15 protein-coding genes are annotated in these 16188 nt (G+C 71.5%); 12 read left to right on the forward strand and 3 right to left on the reverse strand.

The window, feature by feature from the left end:
• Positions 1-7 precede the first annotated feature (7 nt).
• From Acy02nite_RS05965 to Acy02nite_RS05975, 3 genes are read left to right on the forward strand one after another with little or no spacing between them, the layout of a single operon-like run.
• The gene (locus Acy02nite_RS05965; RefSeq protein WP_203738764.1) at positions 8-1561 is read left to right on the forward strand and encodes an AAA family ATPase; all 1554 of its coding nucleotides are present in this window, start codon (positions 8-10) and stop codon (positions 1559-1561) included.
• Positions 1562-1600: 39 nt separating this feature from the next.
• On the forward strand, positions 1601-5134 hold the full coding sequence (gene dnaE, locus Acy02nite_RS05970; protein WP_203738765.1) for a DNA polymerase III subunit alpha: 3534 nt from the start codon (positions 1601-1603) through the stop codon (positions 5132-5134).
• Positions 5135-5164: 30 nt separating this feature from the next.
• Positions 5165-5911: a hypothetical protein gene (locus Acy02nite_RS05975; protein WP_239174266.1), complete on the forward strand. Its 747-nt coding sequence runs from the start codon at positions 5165-5167 to the stop codon at positions 5909-5911.
• Here the strand turns inward: Acy02nite_RS05975 and Acy02nite_RS05980 are convergent.
• On the reverse strand, positions 5826-6533 hold the full coding sequence (locus tag Acy02nite_RS05980) for an LON peptidase substrate-binding domain-containing protein (RefSeq protein WP_203738766.1): 708 nt from the start codon (positions 6531-6533) through the stop codon (positions 5826-5828). The genes Acy02nite_RS05975 and Acy02nite_RS05980 overlap by 86 nt on opposite strands.
• A 109-nt stretch (positions 6534-6642) precedes the next feature.
• Between Acy02nite_RS05980 and hisD the strand changes: the two genes are divergently transcribed.
• From hisD to hisF, 8 genes are all read left to right on the forward strand, one after another.
• Positions 6643-7953, forward strand: a complete 1311-nt coding sequence (hisD, locus tag Acy02nite_RS05985) for a histidinol dehydrogenase (protein WP_203738767.1) — start codon at positions 6643-6645, stop codon at positions 7951-7953.
• Positions 7950-9026: a histidinol-phosphate transaminase gene (locus Acy02nite_RS05990; protein ID WP_203738768.1), complete on the forward strand. Its 1077-nt coding sequence runs from the start codon at positions 7950-7952 to the stop codon at positions 9024-9026. The genes hisD and Acy02nite_RS05990 overlap by 4 nt, the downstream gene beginning before the upstream one ends.
• Positions 9023-9634, forward strand: a complete 612-nt coding sequence (gene hisB / locus Acy02nite_RS05995; protein WP_203738769.1) for an imidazoleglycerol-phosphate dehydratase HisB — start codon at positions 9023-9025, stop codon at positions 9632-9634. The genes Acy02nite_RS05990 and hisB overlap by 4 nt, the downstream gene beginning before the upstream one ends.
• A gap of 1 nt (position 9635) precedes the next feature.
• Entirely contained in the window at positions 9636-10256 is a 621-nt protein-coding gene (hisH, locus tag Acy02nite_RS06000) for an imidazole glycerol phosphate synthase subunit HisH (protein ID WP_203738770.1), read from the forward strand.
• The gene (locus Acy02nite_RS06005; RefSeq protein WP_203738771.1) at positions 10253-10573 is read left to right on the forward strand and encodes a hypothetical protein; all 321 of its coding nucleotides are present in this window, start codon (positions 10253-10255) and stop codon (positions 10571-10573) included. The genes hisH and Acy02nite_RS06005 overlap by 4 nt, the downstream gene beginning before the upstream one ends.
• 10 nt (positions 10574-10583) lie before the next feature.
• Positions 10584-11306 (forward strand): bifunctional 1-(5-phosphoribosyl)-5-((5-phosphoribosylamino)methylideneamino)imidazole-4-carboxamide isomerase/phosphoribosylanthranilate isomerase PriA, encoded by a 723-nt coding sequence (priA, locus tag Acy02nite_RS06010; protein WP_203738772.1) that lies wholly within the window; start codon positions 10584-10586, stop codon positions 11304-11306.
• A gap of 69 nt (positions 11307-11375) precedes the next feature.
• Positions 11376-12251, forward strand: coding sequence for an EamA family transporter (locus Acy02nite_RS06015; RefSeq protein WP_203738773.1), 876 nt, complete (start codon positions 11376-11378; stop codon positions 12249-12251).
• Positions 12248-13009 carry an imidazole glycerol phosphate synthase subunit HisF gene (gene hisF, locus Acy02nite_RS06020; RefSeq protein ID WP_203738774.1) on the forward strand — a complete coding sequence of 254 codons (762 nt, stop codon included), beginning with the start codon at positions 12248-12250 and terminating at the stop codon, positions 13007-13009. Before Acy02nite_RS06015 ends, hisF begins: the two co-directional genes overlap by 4 nt.
• Before the next feature lie 370 nt (positions 13010-13379).
• On the opposite strand, the gene Acy02nite_RS06025 is transcribed toward hisF, so the two are convergent.
• Both Acy02nite_RS06025 and yczE read right to left on the reverse strand, forming a co-directional pair.
• Positions 13380-13808 carry a hypothetical protein gene (locus tag Acy02nite_RS06025; RefSeq protein ID WP_203738775.1) on the reverse strand — a complete coding sequence of 143 codons (429 nt, stop codon included), beginning with the start codon at positions 13806-13808 and terminating at the stop codon, positions 13380-13382.
• A 132-nt stretch (positions 13809-13940) separates the two neighbouring features.
• Entirely contained in the window at positions 13941-14564 is a 624-nt protein-coding gene (gene yczE / locus Acy02nite_RS06030) for a membrane protein YczE (protein ID WP_203738776.1), read from the reverse strand.
• 58 nt (positions 14565-14622) lie between these two features.
• Here yczE and yczR point away from each other — a divergent pair, with 58 nt between their 5' ends.
• Positions 14623-16077 carry a MocR-like transcription factor YczR gene (gene yczR / locus Acy02nite_RS06035; RefSeq protein ID WP_203738777.1) on the forward strand — a complete coding sequence of 485 codons (1455 nt, stop codon included), beginning with the start codon at positions 14623-14625 and terminating at the stop codon, positions 16075-16077.
• Positions 16078-16188 lie beyond the last annotated feature (111 nt).

Below are 16188 nucleotides of genomic sequence, written 5' to 3' on the forward strand. Positions count from 1 at the left end.
ACAAGCCGTGGACGGGACCGAGACCGGCTGGGGCCGGCCTGCGGAACCAGCCCCGCGCTGGCGGGCTCTGCTGGACCGTGCCCGGCATGGTCACCGTGCCGAGGAGCCCGCCGAGGAGCCGAAGGCGGACCCGGCCGCGGTTCCGCAGCAGTGGGGCCAGCAGGCGCCGCCCACCCGGGGGACCGCCCGCCCGGCCGGCCCGCCGGAGAGCCGGGGCTTCGACGCCCAGCGCCCGGACGCCCGCCCGCCGGCCGCCGAGCCGCAGCGCGCGATGCCGCAGCGCCCGATCAACCCGCTGGACCCGCGCTGGCAGGCCCGCCCCGAGCAGGCGCAGCAGCCGAGCAGCTTCTTCGATCCGGCTCCGCGCTCCCCGCAGCCGCCGGCCGCGCCGCCACCGCAGCCGCCGTCGCAGCTGCCGCAGCGCGGCGCCTACCCGCCGGCCCCCAGCTATCCGCCGTCGGCCCCGCAGCCGAACGGCTATCCGCAGCCCAACGGTTACCCGCAGCCCAGCGGCTATCCCCAGCAGCCGGCCTACCCGCAGGCGTATGCGCCGTCCGCGCCCCCGGCGGCCCCGCCGGTCGCGCCGCGACCGGTGTCGCCGCCCGCGCCGGTGGCCCAGCCGATCCCGGTCGCGCCGGGCGTCGCGCCCCGGCTGGACCCGCCCCGCCTGGACCCGCCCCGGCTGGACCCGCCCCGGATGGACCCGGCCTCCTCCGGCGCCCGGATCGAGTGGCGGCAGTCGCGCGCCGACGACGGCACCGAGCGCGCCGTCGCGGTGATGCGCCGCAAGCTCGGCCAGCCCCGGGTCCTGGCCTTCGCCAACCCCAAGGGCGGCGTGCACAAGACCACCGCGACGGTGCTGGCCGCGGCCACCATCGGCAGTGTCCGCGGCCGCGGCGTGCTCGCCTGGGACGACAACGAGCTGCGCGGCACGCTGGGCCTGCGGGCCGGCAGCGCCCGCCACGCGCGGACGATCAAGCACCTGCTCGCCGACCTGATGCGGATCGAAGCGCTGCACGGCGACGCGCTGCTGCAGGAGCTCGACGCGTACCTGCGGCACGCCTCCGACGGCTCCTACGACGTGCTGGCCGGCGAGGAGAACCCGCGCTTCGCCCAGCGGCTGGACCAGGCCACCGTGCGCCGCGTGACGGACCTGCTGCGGCGCACCCACGACGTGATCTGCGTGGACACCGGCAACAACGTGGAGAGCGTCAACTGGCAGACGGTGATGCGCTCGGCCGACCAGTTGGTGATCACCACGGTCCCCCGGGAGGACGCCGCCTTCACCGCGGACTGGATGCTCGACGTTCTCGAGGAGAGCGGGATGGGCGACATGGTGGCGAACGCCGTGACGTTGATCTCCTGCCCGTCGCCGGGCACGCTGCCGCTCCTCGAGGACTTCAAGAAGCACTTCGCGACGCGGACCCGCGCGGTCGCCGTGGTGCCCTACGACCCGGCCCTGGAGGTCGGCTCGTCGATCGAGTACGGGGATCTTCAGCCGGAGACCCGGCAGGCATGGTTGCGGGCCGCGTCGACGATGTTGGAGCCCTTCGCCGAGTAGTAGGCTTCCGGGGCGCTGCCAGACAAGAGGGGGTCCCGGGTGTCCGACTCGTTCGTGCATCTGCACGTTCACACCGAGTATTCGATGCTCGACGGAGCGGCCCGGGTCAAAGAGTTGATCGGCGAGGCGAAACGGCTCGGCATGCCGGCCGCCGCGATCACCGACCACGGCAACATGCACGGCGCGTACGAGATGTACAAGCAGTCCAAGGACGCCGGCATCACCCCGCTGATCGGTGTCGAGGCGTATGTCGCCCCCGACTCCCGGCTGAACAAGACCAGGATCAAGTGGGGCCGCCCGGAGCAGAAGGGCGACGACGTCTCCGGTAACGGCGCGTACACCCACATGACCATGTGGGCCCGCAACGCCGTCGGCCTGAAGAACCTGTTCCGGCTGAACTCGCGCGCCTCGATCGAGGGTCAGCTCGGCAAGTACCCGCGGATGGACTTCGACATCATCGCGGAGCACGCCGAGGGCATCATGGGCACCACCGGCTGCCCGTCCGGCGCGGTGCAGACCCGGCTGCGGCTGGGCCAGTTCGACGAGGCGCTCAAGTCCGCCGCGAGGTATCAGGAAGCGCTCGGCCCGGAGAACTACTTCCTCGAGATCATGGACCACGGTCTGGACATCGAGAAGAGGGTCCGCGATGGCCTGCTGGAGATCGGCCGGAAGCTGAACATCCCGCCGCTGGTCACCAACGACTCCCACTACACGTACGAGGAGCAGTCCGCCGCGCACGACGTGCTGCTGTGCGTGCAGACTGGCAGCAACATCGCCGACCCGAACAGGTTCCGCTTCGACGGCAACGGCTACTTCGTGAAGTCGGCCGACCAGATGCGCGCCGTCGACTCGTCCGAGGCGTGGCAGGAGGGCTGCCGGAACACCCTGCTGGTGGCCTCGCGGGTGGACATCGACGGCATGTTCACCTTCAAGAACCTGATGCCCCGCTTCCCCATCCCGGACGGCTTCTCCGAGGAGGAGTACTTCCGGCACGTCGCCTTCGAGGGCCTGCGCAAGCGCTTCCCGGACGGCATCCCGGAGAGGCACGTCCAGCAGGCAGAGTACGAGCTGGGCGTGATCATCCAGATGGGCTTCCCGGCGTACTTCCTCGTCGTGGCGGACTTCATCCAGTGGGCGAAGGACAACGGCATCGCGGTCGGCCCGGGGCGTGGCTCAGCGGCCGGTTCGCTCATCGCGTATGCGATGGCCATCACCGACCTCGATCCCATCCAGCACGGTCTGATCTTCGAGCGGTTCCTCAACCCCGAGCGCGTCTCGATGCCGGATGTCGACATCGACTTCGACGAGCGCCGGCGCGGTGAGGTCATCCGCTACGTGACCGAGCGGTGGGGTGACGACAAGGTCGCCCAGATCGCGACGTTCGGCACGATCAAGGCGAAGGCCGCGATCAAGGACTCGGCCCGCGTGCTGGGTTACCCGTTCGCGGTCGGCGACAAGATCACCAAGGCCATGCCGCCGGACGTCATGGGCAAGGGCATCACCCTCGGTGGCATCTTCAACAAGGACGACAAGCGGTACAACGAGGCCGGCGAGATCCGCTCGCTCTACGAGACCGATCCGGACGTCAAGAAGGTCATCGACACCGCCCGCGGCATCGAGGGCCTGATCCGGCAGACCGGGGTCCACGCCGCCGGCGTCATCATGTCCGCCGAGCCGATCATCGACCACATCCCGCTGATGCGGCGAGCCAGCGACGGCGTCATCATCACGCAGTTCGACTACCCCACCTGTGAGGGTCTCGGCCTGCTGAAGATGGACTTCCTGGGCCTGCGGAACCTGACGATCATCGACGACGCGAACAAGAACATCGAGCTCAACCACGGCGCCCCGCTGGACCTGCTGGCCCTGCCGCTGGACGACAAGCCGGCCTACGAGCTGCTGGCCCGCGGTGACACGCTGGGCGTCTTCCAGCTCGACGGCGGCCCGATGCGCTCGCTGCTGCGCCTGATGAAGCCGGACAACTTCGAGGACATCTCGGCCGTCCTGGCGCTGTACCGTCCGGGCCCGATGGGCGTCGACTCGCACACCAACTACGCGCTGCGCAAGAACAAGCTGCAGGAGATCACGCCGATCCACCCGGAGCTGGAGGAGCCGCTGCGGGAGATCCTCGAGCCGACGTACGGCCTGATCGTCTACCAGGAGCAGGTGCAGCGCGCCGCGCAGATCCTCGCCGGTTACTCGCTCGGCCAGGCCGACCTGCTGCGCCGCGCGATGGGCAAGAAGAAGAAGGAGATCCTCGACAAGGAGTTCATCCCGTTCCGCGACGGCTGCCGCGAGCACGGGTACTCCGACGAGGCGATCCAGGCCGTGTGGGACGTGCTGGTCCCCTTCGCGGGGTATGCGTTCAACAAGGCGCACTCCGCGGCGTACGGGCTGGTGTCCTACTGGACGGCGTACCTGAAGGCGCACTACCCCGCGGAGTACATGGCCGGTCTGCTGACCAGTGTCGGCGACGACAAGGACAAGATGGCCGTCTACCTGGCCGAGTGCCGCCGGATGGGTATCCAGGTGCTCCCGCCGGACGTGAACCAGTCGGCCGGCCCGTTCACCCCGGTCGGCAAGGACATCCGGTTCGGCCTGGGCGCGGTCCGCAACGTCGGCGGCAACGTGGTGGAGGCGATCGCCCGCTGCCGCAAGGAGAAGGGTGAGTACACCGACTTCTACGACTTCCTGTCGAAGGTGGACGCGGTGGCCTGCAACAAGCGGACCATCGAGTCGCTGATCAAGGCCGGCGCGTTCGACTCGATGGGGCACAGCCGCAAGGGGCTGCTCGCCGTGCACGCCGAGGCCATCGACGCGTACGCGGGGGTCAAGCGCAACGAGGCGGCCGGCCAGTTCGACCTGTTCGGCGCGTTCGGTGACACCGCGGGCGGCTCCTCCGCCACGGTGGCGATGCCCACCATCCCGGACAGCGAGTGGGACAAGCGCGACAAGCTCACCTTCGAGCGGGAGATGCTCGGCCTCTACGTCTCCGACCATCCGCTGGCCGGCCTGGAGCAGGTGCTGCAGAGCAACGCGGACATCAGCATCGCCGCGCTCAACGAGGAGGGCTCGGTCCAGGACGGGCAGATCGTCACGATCGCCGGCATCCTCACCGGGGTCCAGCGCCGGATCACCAAGCAGGGCCGGGCGTGGGCGTCGGCGACGGTCGAGGACCTCGCCGGTGGCGTCGAGACGCTGTTCTTCCCGAACACCTACGAGGTGATCGGGCAGTACATCGCCGAGGACGCGATCGTCGTGGTCAAGGGCCGGGTCGACAGGCGTGACGACACCCCGCGGATCATGGCGATGGACATGTCCATCCCCGATGTCTCGCACAACCCGGACAGCAAGCCGGTGGTCCTGACCATGCCGATCACCCGGGTCACCCCGCCGCTGGTCGACGAGCTCAAGGACATCCTCTCCGGCCACCCGGGCGACACCGAGGTGCACGTCCACCTGCAGAACGGCAAGCGGACCACTGTCGTCCGGCTGGTCGCGGCGCGGGTGGCGGCCACCCCCGCGCTGCGCGCCGACCTCAAGATGATCCTCGGTCCGGCGGCTGTCGCCTGACCCGCGGGCCGGATCTGGAAGGATCAGAGGGTGCAACCTGAGGAGCCCGTGACACCGCCACCGGTGGTTTTCGACAAGCCGGCGGTCGGTCCGTCGTGGTGGCGGCTCCAGCAGGGCAGCCGCCGCCCCTGGCGGCGGACGCTCGCCGTCGGCTTCGGCACCGCCGCGGTGATCACCGTGCTCGGCGCCCCGCTCGGCCTGCTCTGGCATCAGCTCGCGCCGACCGTGCCGGTGATCGACGCGGGCGCCGGCGGGATCGTGATCAACGACCCGTCCCCCGAGCAGTACATTGCCGCCGACGGCTGGCTGACCCTGCTCGGCATCGGTTTCGGGCTGCTCGTGGCACTGGCCTCGTGGCTGATCCTGCGCCGCGACCGGGGGCCGGCGCTGCTGCTGGGCGTGGTCGCCGGGGCCGGCATCGCGGTGAAATGGGTGGCCGTCCCGCTCGGCGAGCTGATCGGCAAGGACGCGTACGAGCAGTGGCGTCAGTCCGCGACCCAGGGCGCGACCTATCTGGCGCCGCCGGCCCTGCACTCGCTGGGCCCGGAACTCGTCCCGGCGTTCGTCGCGGCGATCGTGCTCACCCTGCTCGCCGGGTGGTCCAACGACCCGGATCTGGACCAGCCGGGCGCCCAGCCCGGTTACGGGCCCAACCACGGGCAGTACGACGAGTCGCTGTCGGCGCCGCCGTTCAGTTCGGACTGGCCGGACGCGCCAGGTCCGACAGCGGCACCGGCACCGCCCGCACCCGGGCCAGCAGACCAGCCTCGCGGTTGAGCAGCCGCAGCTCGGCGCGCAGCCGGGCCACGGTGTCCTCCGCGGCCAGCAGCGCGTGCCGCTCCTCCAGGGTGAGCTGGGCGGTCGCGGCGACCAGGTGGGAGAGCACTGTCGCGTCGTCCGGCATCTGGTCCAGGATGTCCGCGCCCGGCCGGAGCAGCTGCAGGTAGGTCTGGAAGGCGGCCAGCACCCGCGGCTTGAGCAGCTCGGCGATCCCGTCCGGCGGCTCCTCGTCGGGCAGCCACTCGACGCCGGCGGTCAGATAGGGCTCCTCGCCCTGGGCGACGTCGAGGATCCGGAACCGGCGGCGGCCGACGGTCATCACGTCGAACCGCCCGTCCGGCAGCTCGGTGACGTGCCGCAGCTCGGCGGTGCAGCCCACCTCGAACAGCTCGGCGGCGCCGACCGGGTCGGGCGGCGGGACCGGGCCGTCGCCCGGATCGGGAGCCACCTCGGTGCCGCGCCGGAGGGTGACCACGCCGAACTCGGCCGGTGGCTCGGCCGGACGGGTCTGCAACTCCCGCACGAGGACGCGATAACGCTCCTCGAAGATGTGCAGGGGCAGCACCAGACCGGGGAAGAGCACCGTGCTCAGCGGGAAGACCGGCAGCCGATCGCTCACGCGTTCAGCCTAACGGTCCGCTGACCTTGGTCAACCCGGCGTGTCTCAACGCCTGGGCCGGGCGATCGTGGTCGCGGGCCCGGCGGAGGATCCGCCTAGACTGTTCCCCGTGCTGAATCGGATCGACCTGCGCGGCTCCCACCGGGACCCGCGCGGTCTGCTGCCCCGTGCCCAGCTCGACGTCTCCGTGGCCGTCGAGAGGATTCGTCCCGTTGTCCAGGCGGTCCATGAGCATGGGTTCAGCGCGATCCGCGAGGCGACCGAGCGCTTCGACGGCGTGACGCTGGAGCGTCTGCGGGTGCCGGCCGAGGCGATCGCGGCCGCCGCGGAGACGCTGGAGCCGGAGGTCCGCGCCGCCCTGCTCGAGTCGATCAGGCGGGCCCGCAAGGTGCACGCCGACCAGCGGCGCACCGACGTGACCACCCAGGTCGTCGACGGTGGCACGGTGACCGAGCGCTGGGTGCCGGTCGGCCGCGTCGGGCTCTACGTCCCCGGCGGCCTCGCCGTCTACCCGTCCACCGTGGTGATGAACGTGGTGCCCGCGCAGGAGGCCGGCGTCGAGGGCCTGGTCGTGGCGTCGCCGCCGCAGGCCGCCAACAACGGGTTGCCGGATTCCCGGGTGCTCGCCGCGTGCGCGCTGCTCGGGGTGACCGAGGTCTACGGGGTCGGCGGCGCGCAGGCGATCGCGATGCTGGGCTACGGCTCCGACGGTGCGGACGAGACCGACCGGTGCGACCCGGTCGACGTGATCACCGGGCCGGGCAACATCTGGGTGACCGCGGCCAAGCGCCTGCTCCAGGGCCGGGTCGGGATCGACGCCGAGGCCGGGCCCACCGAGATCGCCATCCTGGCCGACGAGACCGCCGACCCGCGGCACGTCGCCGCCGACCTGATCAGCCAGGCCGAGCACGACCCGCTCGCGGCGAGCGTGCTGGTCACCGACTCGACGGCGCTGGCCGAGGCGGTCGAGGCCGAGCTGGCCGTGCAGGTCGCCGCGACCAAGCACGAGGAGCGGGTGCGCACCTCGCTGACCGGGGAGCAGTCCGGCATCGTGCTGGTCGACGACCTGGAGCAGGGGCTCGCGGTCGTGGACGCCTACGCGGCCGAGCACCTGGAGATCCAGACGCGGGACGCGCGGGCGCTGGCCATGCGGGTCCGCAACGCCGGGGCGATCTTCGTGGGCGCCTGGTCGCCGGTGTCGCTGGGGGACTATGCGGCCGGCTCCAACCACGTGCTGCCGACCGCGGGCTGCGCCCGGCACTCGTCCGGCCTGTCGGTGCAGTCGTTCCTGCGGGGCATCCACGTCATCGAGTACGGGGAGGAGGCGCTGCGCGACGTCGCCGGTCACGTGGTGGCGCTGGCCAACGCGGAGGACCTGCCGGCGCACGGCGACGCGGTGAAGGCGAGGTTCGACCGGTGACCACCATCGACGACCTGCCCGTGCGGGAGGATCTGCGCGGCAAGTCGCCCTACGGCGCGCCGCAGCTGGACGTGCCGGTGCGGTTGAACACGAACGAGAACTCGTACCCGGTGCCGGAGGACGTGGTCGACGCCATCGGCAAGGCCGTCCAGGCCGAGCTGCGTGACCTCAACCGCTACCCGGACCGCGACGTGATCGCGTTGCGCACCGAGCTCGCGAGTTACCTCGGTCACGGTCTGACCACGGCGAACGTGTGGGCCGCGAACGGGTCCAACGAGGTGCAGCAGCAGCTGCTCCAGGCGTTCGGCGGCCCGGGACGCTCCGCGCTGGGCTTCGGCCCGTCCTATTCGATGCACCCGCTGCTGGCGCAGGGCACCGGCACCGCGTGGATCGGCGCCCTGCGGGATCCCGATTTCGGCCTCGATCCGGGCCGGGCGGTCGCCGAGATCCGCGAGCACGACCCGGACCTGGTCTTCCTCTGCTCACCGAACAACCCGACCGGGACCGCGCTGGATCCGGCCGTGATCGACGCCGTTCTGGGCAGTGCCCGGGGCATGGTCGTGGTGGACGAGGCGTACACGGAGTTCGCCCGCCCGGGCACCCCGAGCGCGCTGACCCTGCTGCCCGGCCACCCGCGGCTGGTGGTGAGCCGGACCATGAGCAAGGCGTTCGGCTTCGCCGGTGGCCGCCTGGGCTACCTGGCCGCCGACCCGGCCGTGATCGACGCGATCCAGCTGGTCCGCCTGCCGTACCACCTGTCCGCGATCAGCCAGGCCGCCGCGCGGGCCGCCGTCGTGCACCGCGAGTCGCTGCTGAGGACCGTCGAGGCGATCAAGGAGCAGCGCGACCGGATCGTCACCACCCTCCGCGAGCGCGGGGTGCGGGTCGCCGACAGCGACGCGAACTTCGTGCTCTTCCGGACCGGGGACGACCAGAAGGTCGCCTGGCAGGCCTTCCTCGATCGCGGCGTGCTGATCCGCGACGTCGGCCTGGCCGGCTGGCTCCGGGTCACCGCCGGCACCGAGTCCGAGACCACCGCATTTCTGAACGCCGCCGAGGAGATTCTGTCGTGAGTAGGACCGGACGGATCGACCGCGTCACCAACGAGACCAAGGTGCTCGTCGAGATCGACCTCGACGGCACCGGCAAGGGCGACCTGAGCACCGGCGTCGGCTTCTACGACCACATGCTCAACCAGCTCGCCAAGCACGGCGGGTTCGACCTGCTGGTGCGCTGCGAGGGCGACCTGGAGATCGACTCGCACCACACCATGGAGGACACCGCCATCGCGCTGGGCGAGGCCTTCGCGCAGGCGCTCGGTGACAAGAGGGGCATCCGGCGGTACGGGTCGGCGACCATCCCGATGGACGAGGTGCTCGTCCGCGCGGCCGTCGACCTGTCCGGCCGGCCGTACGTGGTGCACGATGAGCCGCTGCTCACGCCGTACATCGGGCCGGTCTACGCGACCAGCATGACCCGCCACATCTTCGAGGCGTTCGGCCACGCGGCCAAGGTGACCCTGCACGTGGACGTGCTGCGGGCGTGCCGTCCCGGCGGCCACCCGGACGCGCACCACGTGGTGGAGGCGCAGTTCAAGGCGTTCTCCCGGGCGCTGCGCGAGGCCGTCGAGATCGACCCGCGCAACGCCGGCGCGCTGCCCTCCACCAAGGGCGTGCTCTGACATGACGAAGAACGTGGTCATCCTCGACTACGGGTCGGGGAATCTGCGGAGCGCCGAGCGGGCCGTCGCCCGTACCGGCGTGAATGTCGTGGTCACCGACGACCTGGAGGCTGCGGCCGCGGCCGACGGCCTGGTCGTGCCCGGCGTCGGCGCCTACGCGGCGTGCATGGCCGGGATCAACGAGCTGGACGCCGGTCCGATGATCGCCGGGCGGGTCGCCGCGGGCCGCCCGGTGCTGGGCATCTGCGTGGGCATGCAGATCATGTTCGAGTCCGGGGTCGAGCACGGTGTGGAGACCAAGGGGCTCGGGCTGCTGCCGGGCTCGGTCACGCGGCTGCACGCCGAGCGGATCCCGCACATGGGGTGGAACACGGTGACCGTGCCGGCCGGCTCGACGCTGCTCGCCGGGCTCGGCTCGGAGACGCGGTTCTACTTCGTCCACTCGTACGCGGCACGCGATCTTGATCTTCTGAAGGACGCCGCCGTGACGACCGCCGCCCACGACGAGCCGTTCGCGGCGGTGGTCGAACGCGGCGCTCTCAGCACCGCCCAGTTCCACCCGGAGAAGTCGGCCGACGCCGGCTATGCGCTGCTGAAGAACTGGGTTCAGACGCTGCGATGAGCAAGGAGCGCGCGCGACGACGGGCCGAACGGCTCGTCGTCCTCGAGAAAGAGAAAGCCGTCCGGTCTCGGAAGGTCGCCCGGCGGCAGCGTCGCCGTGAGCTGGTGAACAAGCTGACCATGCCCCGGCTGGGCAGCGACGGCCGGCTCTACCATCGCAACCGGCGGCAGCGGATCGGCATCGTGCTCGTCCCGCTGCTCGCCATCGTCGCGGTCTGGCTGTTCATCCCGGAGACGGCGCTGCGCATCCTGCTCACCGTCCTGCTGGTCCTGGCCGCCCCGGCTCTCGTGGTCGTCGTGCTCGGCCGCCGTAAATAGGAGAATCATCGTGACTTTGCAACTGCTGCCCGCCGTCGACGTCGCGGACGGCCAGGCGGTCCGCCTGGTGCAGGGCGCCGCCGGCTCGGAAACCGCCTACGGCGACCCGCTGGAAGCCGCCCTGGCCTGGCAGAACGACGGCGCCGAGTGGATCCACCTGGTCGACCTGGACGCCGCCTTCGGCCGCGGGTCGAACGCCGAACTGCTCGCCGGCGTGGTCCGCCGCCTCGACGTCAAGGTGGAGCTCTCCGGCGGCATCCGCGACGACGAGTCGCTGACCCGCGCGCTGGCGACCGGTGCGCAGCGGGTCAACATCGGCACCGCCGCCCTGGAGGACCCGGAGTGGTGCGACCGCATCTGCGCGGAGTACGGCGACCGCGTCGCCATCGGCCTGGACGTGCGCGGCCGCACCCTGGCCGCGCGCGGCTGGACCCGCGACGGCGGCGACCTGTACGAGGTGCTCGCCCGCCTCGACAAGGCCGGCGCCACGCGGTACGTCGTCACCGACATCACCAAGGACGGCACCATGCGCGGCCCGAACCTGGACCTGCTGCGGGAGGTGTGCGCCGCCACCGACAAGCCGGTGATCGCCAGCGGTGGTGTCTCCACCCTGGACGACCTGCGCGCGCTGGCCACCCTGGAGCCGGTCGGCGTCGAGGGCGTGATCGCGGGCAAGGCCCTCTACGCCGGTGCGTTCACGGTCCGGGAGGCCCTGGACGTGCTGAATCAGTAGTCCGGCTACACAAACGGTGAAGTAATTGTCGCTGGTGCTTAACGGTTCCCGCCCGCCAGGCTGGAGGCCATGAGGCCACGTGACATCGCCCTGGCCGTCGCCGTCGCGGCGGTCTGGGGCGTCAACTTCGTCGTCATCGAGACCGGGCTGGAGCACTTCCCGCCGCTGCTCTTCTCCGCGCTGCGCTTCGCCCTGGCCGCGTTCCCGGCGGTGCTGTTCGCCGGCCGCCCGCGGGTGCCGTGGCGCTGGGTGGCGGCTGTCGCGCTGATCCTCGGCGTGGTCAAGTTCTCCCTGCTCTTCGCCGGGATGGCGGCCGGGATGCCGGCCGGGCTCAGCTCCCTGGTCCTGCAGAGCCAGGCGATCTTCACGATGCTCTTCGCCACCCTGTTCCTGCGGGAGCGGCCGCGTCCGGTGCAGATCGCGGGGCTGGCCCTCGCCGCCGCGGGAGTCGCCCTCGTCGCCACCCGGCTGGAGGCGGGGCTGCCGGCGTTCCTGCTGGTGATCGGCGCGGCAGTGGCGTGGGGCCTGTCGAACGTGGCCACCCGCAAGGCCTCCCCGCCGGACACACTGAACTTCATGGTCTGGGTGAGCGCGCTGGCGACCGGCCCGCTGTTCGTGCTGTCGCTGCTGATCGACGGGCCGGCCGCGGACCTCGCCGCGCTGCGCGCCATCGACACCGAGGCGATCCTGGCGCTGCTCTACATCGCGCTGCTCTCCACGCTCGCCGGGTTCGGCGTGTGGGGTTACCTGATCCGCAGGCACGGCGCCGCGACCGTCGCGCCGTTCTCCATGCTCGTCCCGTTCTTCGGCATCGCGTCGGCGGCGCTGATCCTCGGCGAGCCGGTCCACGCGATCGACGTCGCCGGGGGAGTGCTGGTCGTCACCGGAGTGCTGGTGGGACTGGTCTCTTTCCGGCGCGTCCCGGTCGTTAGGGTGAGTGCATGACGGTCGCGGTGCGGGTGATCCCCTGTCTGGACGTGGATGCCGGGCGGGTGGTGAAAGGGGTCAACTTCGTCGACCTCCGGGACGCGGGCGACCCGGTCGAGCTGGCCGCCGCCTACGACGCGGCGGGCGCCGACGAGCTGACGTTCCTCGACGTGACCGCCTCCTCCGACGACCGCGGCACGATGCTGGACGTCGTCCGGCGTACTGCCGAATCGGTCTTCATCCCCCTGACCGTCGGCGGCGGTGTCCGCTCGGTGGCGAATGTGGACGTGCTGTTGCGGGCCGGGGCGGACAAGGTCGGCGTGAACACCGCCGCGATCAGCCGGCCCGCGCTCATCAGCGAGATCGCCGAGCGCTTCGGCAACCAGGTGCTGGTGCTGTCGCTGGACGTGCGCCGCGCCGCGGATCAGCCGTCCGGCTGGGAGGTGACCACGCACGGCGGGCGTCGCAGCGCCGGGCTGGACGCGGTCGAGTGGGCGTCCCGGGTCGCCGAACTGGGCGCGGGCGAGATCCTGCTGAACTCGATGGACGCCGACGGCACCAAGGCCGGTTTCGATCTCGACCTGATCCGCGCGGTGCGTGCCGTGGTGGACATCCCGGTCATCGCGAGCGGGGGCGCCGGCGCGGTCGAGCACTTCCCGCCGGCGGTCGAGGCGGGGGCCGACGCGGTGCTGGCCGCCAGCGTGTTCCACTTCGGTGACCTGACGATCGGCGAGGTCAAGCAGACCCTGCGGGACGCCGGCAATCCGGTTCGCTGACGCTTTTCAGCAGGTACGCCCCGAGCGGAGTCCCGCCGCGAACCGAGTTCGCCGACGGCGGCACGCGAGCTCCGCGGGGGTCCAGCTCGCGGCGCGGCCACTCTGTCGGCTGGTGCTCATGGTCGTCATTCGTGCCTCATGACGACCATGAGCGCCAGCCGAGGCCGCGACGTGCGCTCGGGTCGAGCTAGAGACGCGGCTTGCGGATCCGGCTGGTGCTCAGGGGTGTTTTAGAGTGCGGAAGCACCCCTGAGCGCCAGCCGAGGCCCGGAGGCGCGTCGCGGCCGGGACCAACGGCGGGCGTCGCGTCCGGGGCGAGGCGGGACCGGTGGCTGGACGGGACTTCCACCGGCGTACCGGCGAATCGGGGTTATCGGCCGTCGGCGAGACGGTGGCTGTACTCGCGGACCGCTGCCGTGTAGGCCGCCTCGTCGAGGACCCAGTCGGTGTAACCGGGCTCGGCGCCGCGGTTGAGCTGGGCCTGCAAGGTCATCACCGCGGAGGAGAGGCCGCTGAACGGGCGGGTCCGCCAGAGCTGCTCACCGGCCGGGGCGACCTCGATGATGTCGTCCTCGACGGTGATCAGTCCGGCGCCGGCGAGACGGCGGACCGACTCCTCGAGATCGTCGCGGCCGGGCACGCTGTGGTGCAGGAAATCGGCCGCGGCCAGCAGGTCGGCGAGTGTCGCGCCGGACATCGGCAGGGCGGCGTGCAGTGCCCGGTCGCGTTCCAGGCGCTCAGCGATGACCGCGGAGACGAAGATCCACGCGTCGTTCCAGTTCCAGCCGCCGGCCCCCATGCCGCAATGATGCCGTGTGGTTGTCATGTCGGGAAGCGAATGTGTCCGGATGATCACCGGCTCATGGCCGGGACCAAAACAGGATGTTCACACTTGATAAGTGCATAGGCCGCACATCGGGGTCCGTCTGTCTCAGTGTGCGGGCACCGCACCGGTGTTCGTCACCCGCCCACGCTCGGGGACCGTCAGCTTCGGCAGGAACAGGTGCACCAGGGGGCCGATGGCCAGCGCGTACGCGATCGTGCCCACTCCGGCCGTGCCGCCCAGCGCGATCCCCGCGCCGAGAACGAGCAGCTCGATGGCGGTCCGGGTCAGCCGGATCGACAGCCGCGGGAAGCGCGCGTGAATCCCGGTCATCAGGCCGTCGCGCGGGCCCGGGCCCATCCGGCTGCCGATGTAGAGGCCGGTCGCGACGCCGTTCAGCAGGATCCCGCCGACCAGGTAGCCGACCCGAGCCGCGATCCCGTGACCGGCCGGCAGCACGGCCAGGGCGGCGTCCGCGGAGAAGCCGACGATCAGCAGATTGGCCACCGTGCCGACGCCCGGTTTCTGTCGCAGCGGGATCCAGAGCAGCAGCACCGGGATGCCGACCAGCAGCACGATCCAGCCGAAGCTGACCCCGGTCACGTCAGCGAGCCCCTGGTGGAAGACGTCCCACGGGTTCAGGCCGAGCCCGGACTCGATCATCAGACCCATGCTGGCGCCGTAGAGGACCAGACCGGCGAGGAGTTGGGTGAGGCGGCGAACCAGGTTCATACTGCCACTCTCGATGCCAATTCAGCGGTGTTAAAGTGCCAATTCTCGGGAGGTGGCTATGACGACGTCGGTTCGAGGGGACCAATTGGCTCGGCTGCTCGGTCGGTGGCATTCGCTGCCGGGGCGGCATCGCAGCCCTGACTACGCCGCGCTGGGCGCCGCGGTGCGCGGGCTGCTCGCCGACGGGCGGCTCGCCCTGGGCGTGCGCCTGCCGGCGGAACGGGAGCTCGCCGAGTCGCTCGGCGTGAGCCGGACGACGGTGTCGGCGGCGTACCGTGCGCTGCGCGAGAGTGGTCACCTGACCAGCCGTCGTGGCGCCGGCAGCTGGACCACGCTGCCGAACGGGCACCGCGTAGCCACCTCCGGGCTGTGGACGCCGGACGACGACCTCGACATGATCGACCTGGGCTGTGCCGCGTCCGCCGCGCCGGTCGAGCTGGTCCCGGCCGCGCGCGCCGCCGCCGACGAGCTGCCGCGGTACCTGGGCAGCGCCGGTTACCACCCGACCGGCCTGCCCGAGCTGCGCGCCGCGGTCGCCGAGATCTACACCAATCGCGGCGTGCCGACCTCCGCCGAGCAGATCCTCGTGACCAGCGGCACCCAGCAGGCCCTCGACCTGGTGCTCCGCCTCACCGTGCCGGTCGGGGCGCCGGTGCTGGTGGAGACGCCGACCTATCCCAACGCGCTCGCCGCGCTCTCCGCCCGCCGCGCCCGGATCAGCACGCACGGCATGGACACCGCCACCGGCTGGGACGCGGAGCTGCTGCTCGGGGCGTTGCGGCAGACGCGGCCGCGGCTCGCCTACATGATCACCGAGTTCCAGAACCCGACCGGCCACCTGATGCCGGCCGAGCTGCGCGAGCGGATGGTCGCCACCGCGCACGCCAGCGGCACCGAGCTCGTCGTCGACGAGTCCTTCGTGGACCTGCCGCTCGACGCCCCTGACATGCCCCCGCCCGTGGCCGTCTTTGATCGGCACTCACGGGTGCTGTCGATCGGCGGGATGAGCAAGGCCTACTGGGGTGGCCTCCGGATCGGCTGGGTCCGTGCCTCGGCACCGCTCGTGCAGCGGCTCGCCGCGATCCGGGTCGGCGTCGACATGGCCAGCCCGGTGCTGGAGCAGCTCGTCGCCGTCCAGCTGCTGCGGCTGGCGCCGTCGATCGTCGCGGCGCGCCGGGCACAGCTGCAGTTCCGGCGAGATGCGCTGGTCACGGCGTTGCGCGAGCAGTTGCCGGAGTGGCGGTTCTTCATCCCCGGCGGCGGGGTGACGCTCTGGGCCGAACTCGACGGGCCGATCTCCAGCGCGCTGTCCCGGGCCGCCGAGGACGTCGGGGTGCGCCTCGCCCCGGGCCCCCGGTTCGGGCTCGACGGGACCCTGGAGCGCTTCCTGCGCCTGCCGTTCACGCTGCCCGCCGACGATCTCGTCGAGGCGGTCCGGCGGATCGCATCGGTCCGGCACGATCTCGATCGCGCCTCGCGGCCTTCGTGGCGGACGCCCGCCGTCATTGCCTGACCGATAAAGATCTTCATTGCCCCGGTCCGCCGGGGTCCAGACCGTCGCTCCCGCGGGGACCCTTCCGATCCGAGCAGGCCGCTGGCGCGGCCAGAACGCTCGCACCGAAAG

It is taken from the genome of Actinoplanes cyaneus, assembly GCF_016862095.1.
Classification (GTDB): domain Bacteria; phylum Actinomycetota; class Actinomycetes; order Mycobacteriales; family Micromonosporaceae; genus Actinoplanes; species Actinoplanes cyaneus.

Excerpts from the sequence above, each read along its gene's own strand:
- hisH (WP_203738770.1), top strand. The coding sequence starts at position 9,636 with ATGACGAAGAACGTGGTCATCCTCGACTACGGGTCGGGGAATCTGCGG.
- Acy02nite_RS06005 (WP_203738771.1), top strand. The coding sequence starts at position 10,253 with ATGAGCAAGGAGCGCGCGCGACGACGGGCCGAACGGCTCGTCGTCCTC.
- Acy02nite_RS06015 (WP_203738773.1), top strand. The coding sequence starts at position 11,376 with ATGAGGCCACGTGACATCGCCCTGGCCGTCGCCGTCGCGGCGGTCTGG.
- hisF (WP_203738774.1), top strand. The coding sequence starts at position 12,248 with ATGACGGTCGCGGTGCGGGTGATCCCCTGTCTGGACGTGGATGCCGGG.
- Acy02nite_RS06025 (WP_203738775.1), bottom strand. The coding sequence starts at position 13,808 with ATGGGGGCCGGCGGCTGGAACTGGAACGACGCGTGGATCTTCGTCTCC.
- yczE (WP_203738776.1), bottom strand. The coding sequence starts at position 14,564 with ATGAACCTGGTTCGCCGCCTCACCCAACTCCTCGCCGGTCTGGTCCTC.
- yczR (WP_203738777.1), top strand. The coding sequence starts at position 14,623 with ATGACGACGTCGGTTCGAGGGGACCAATTGGCTCGGCTGCTCGGTCGG.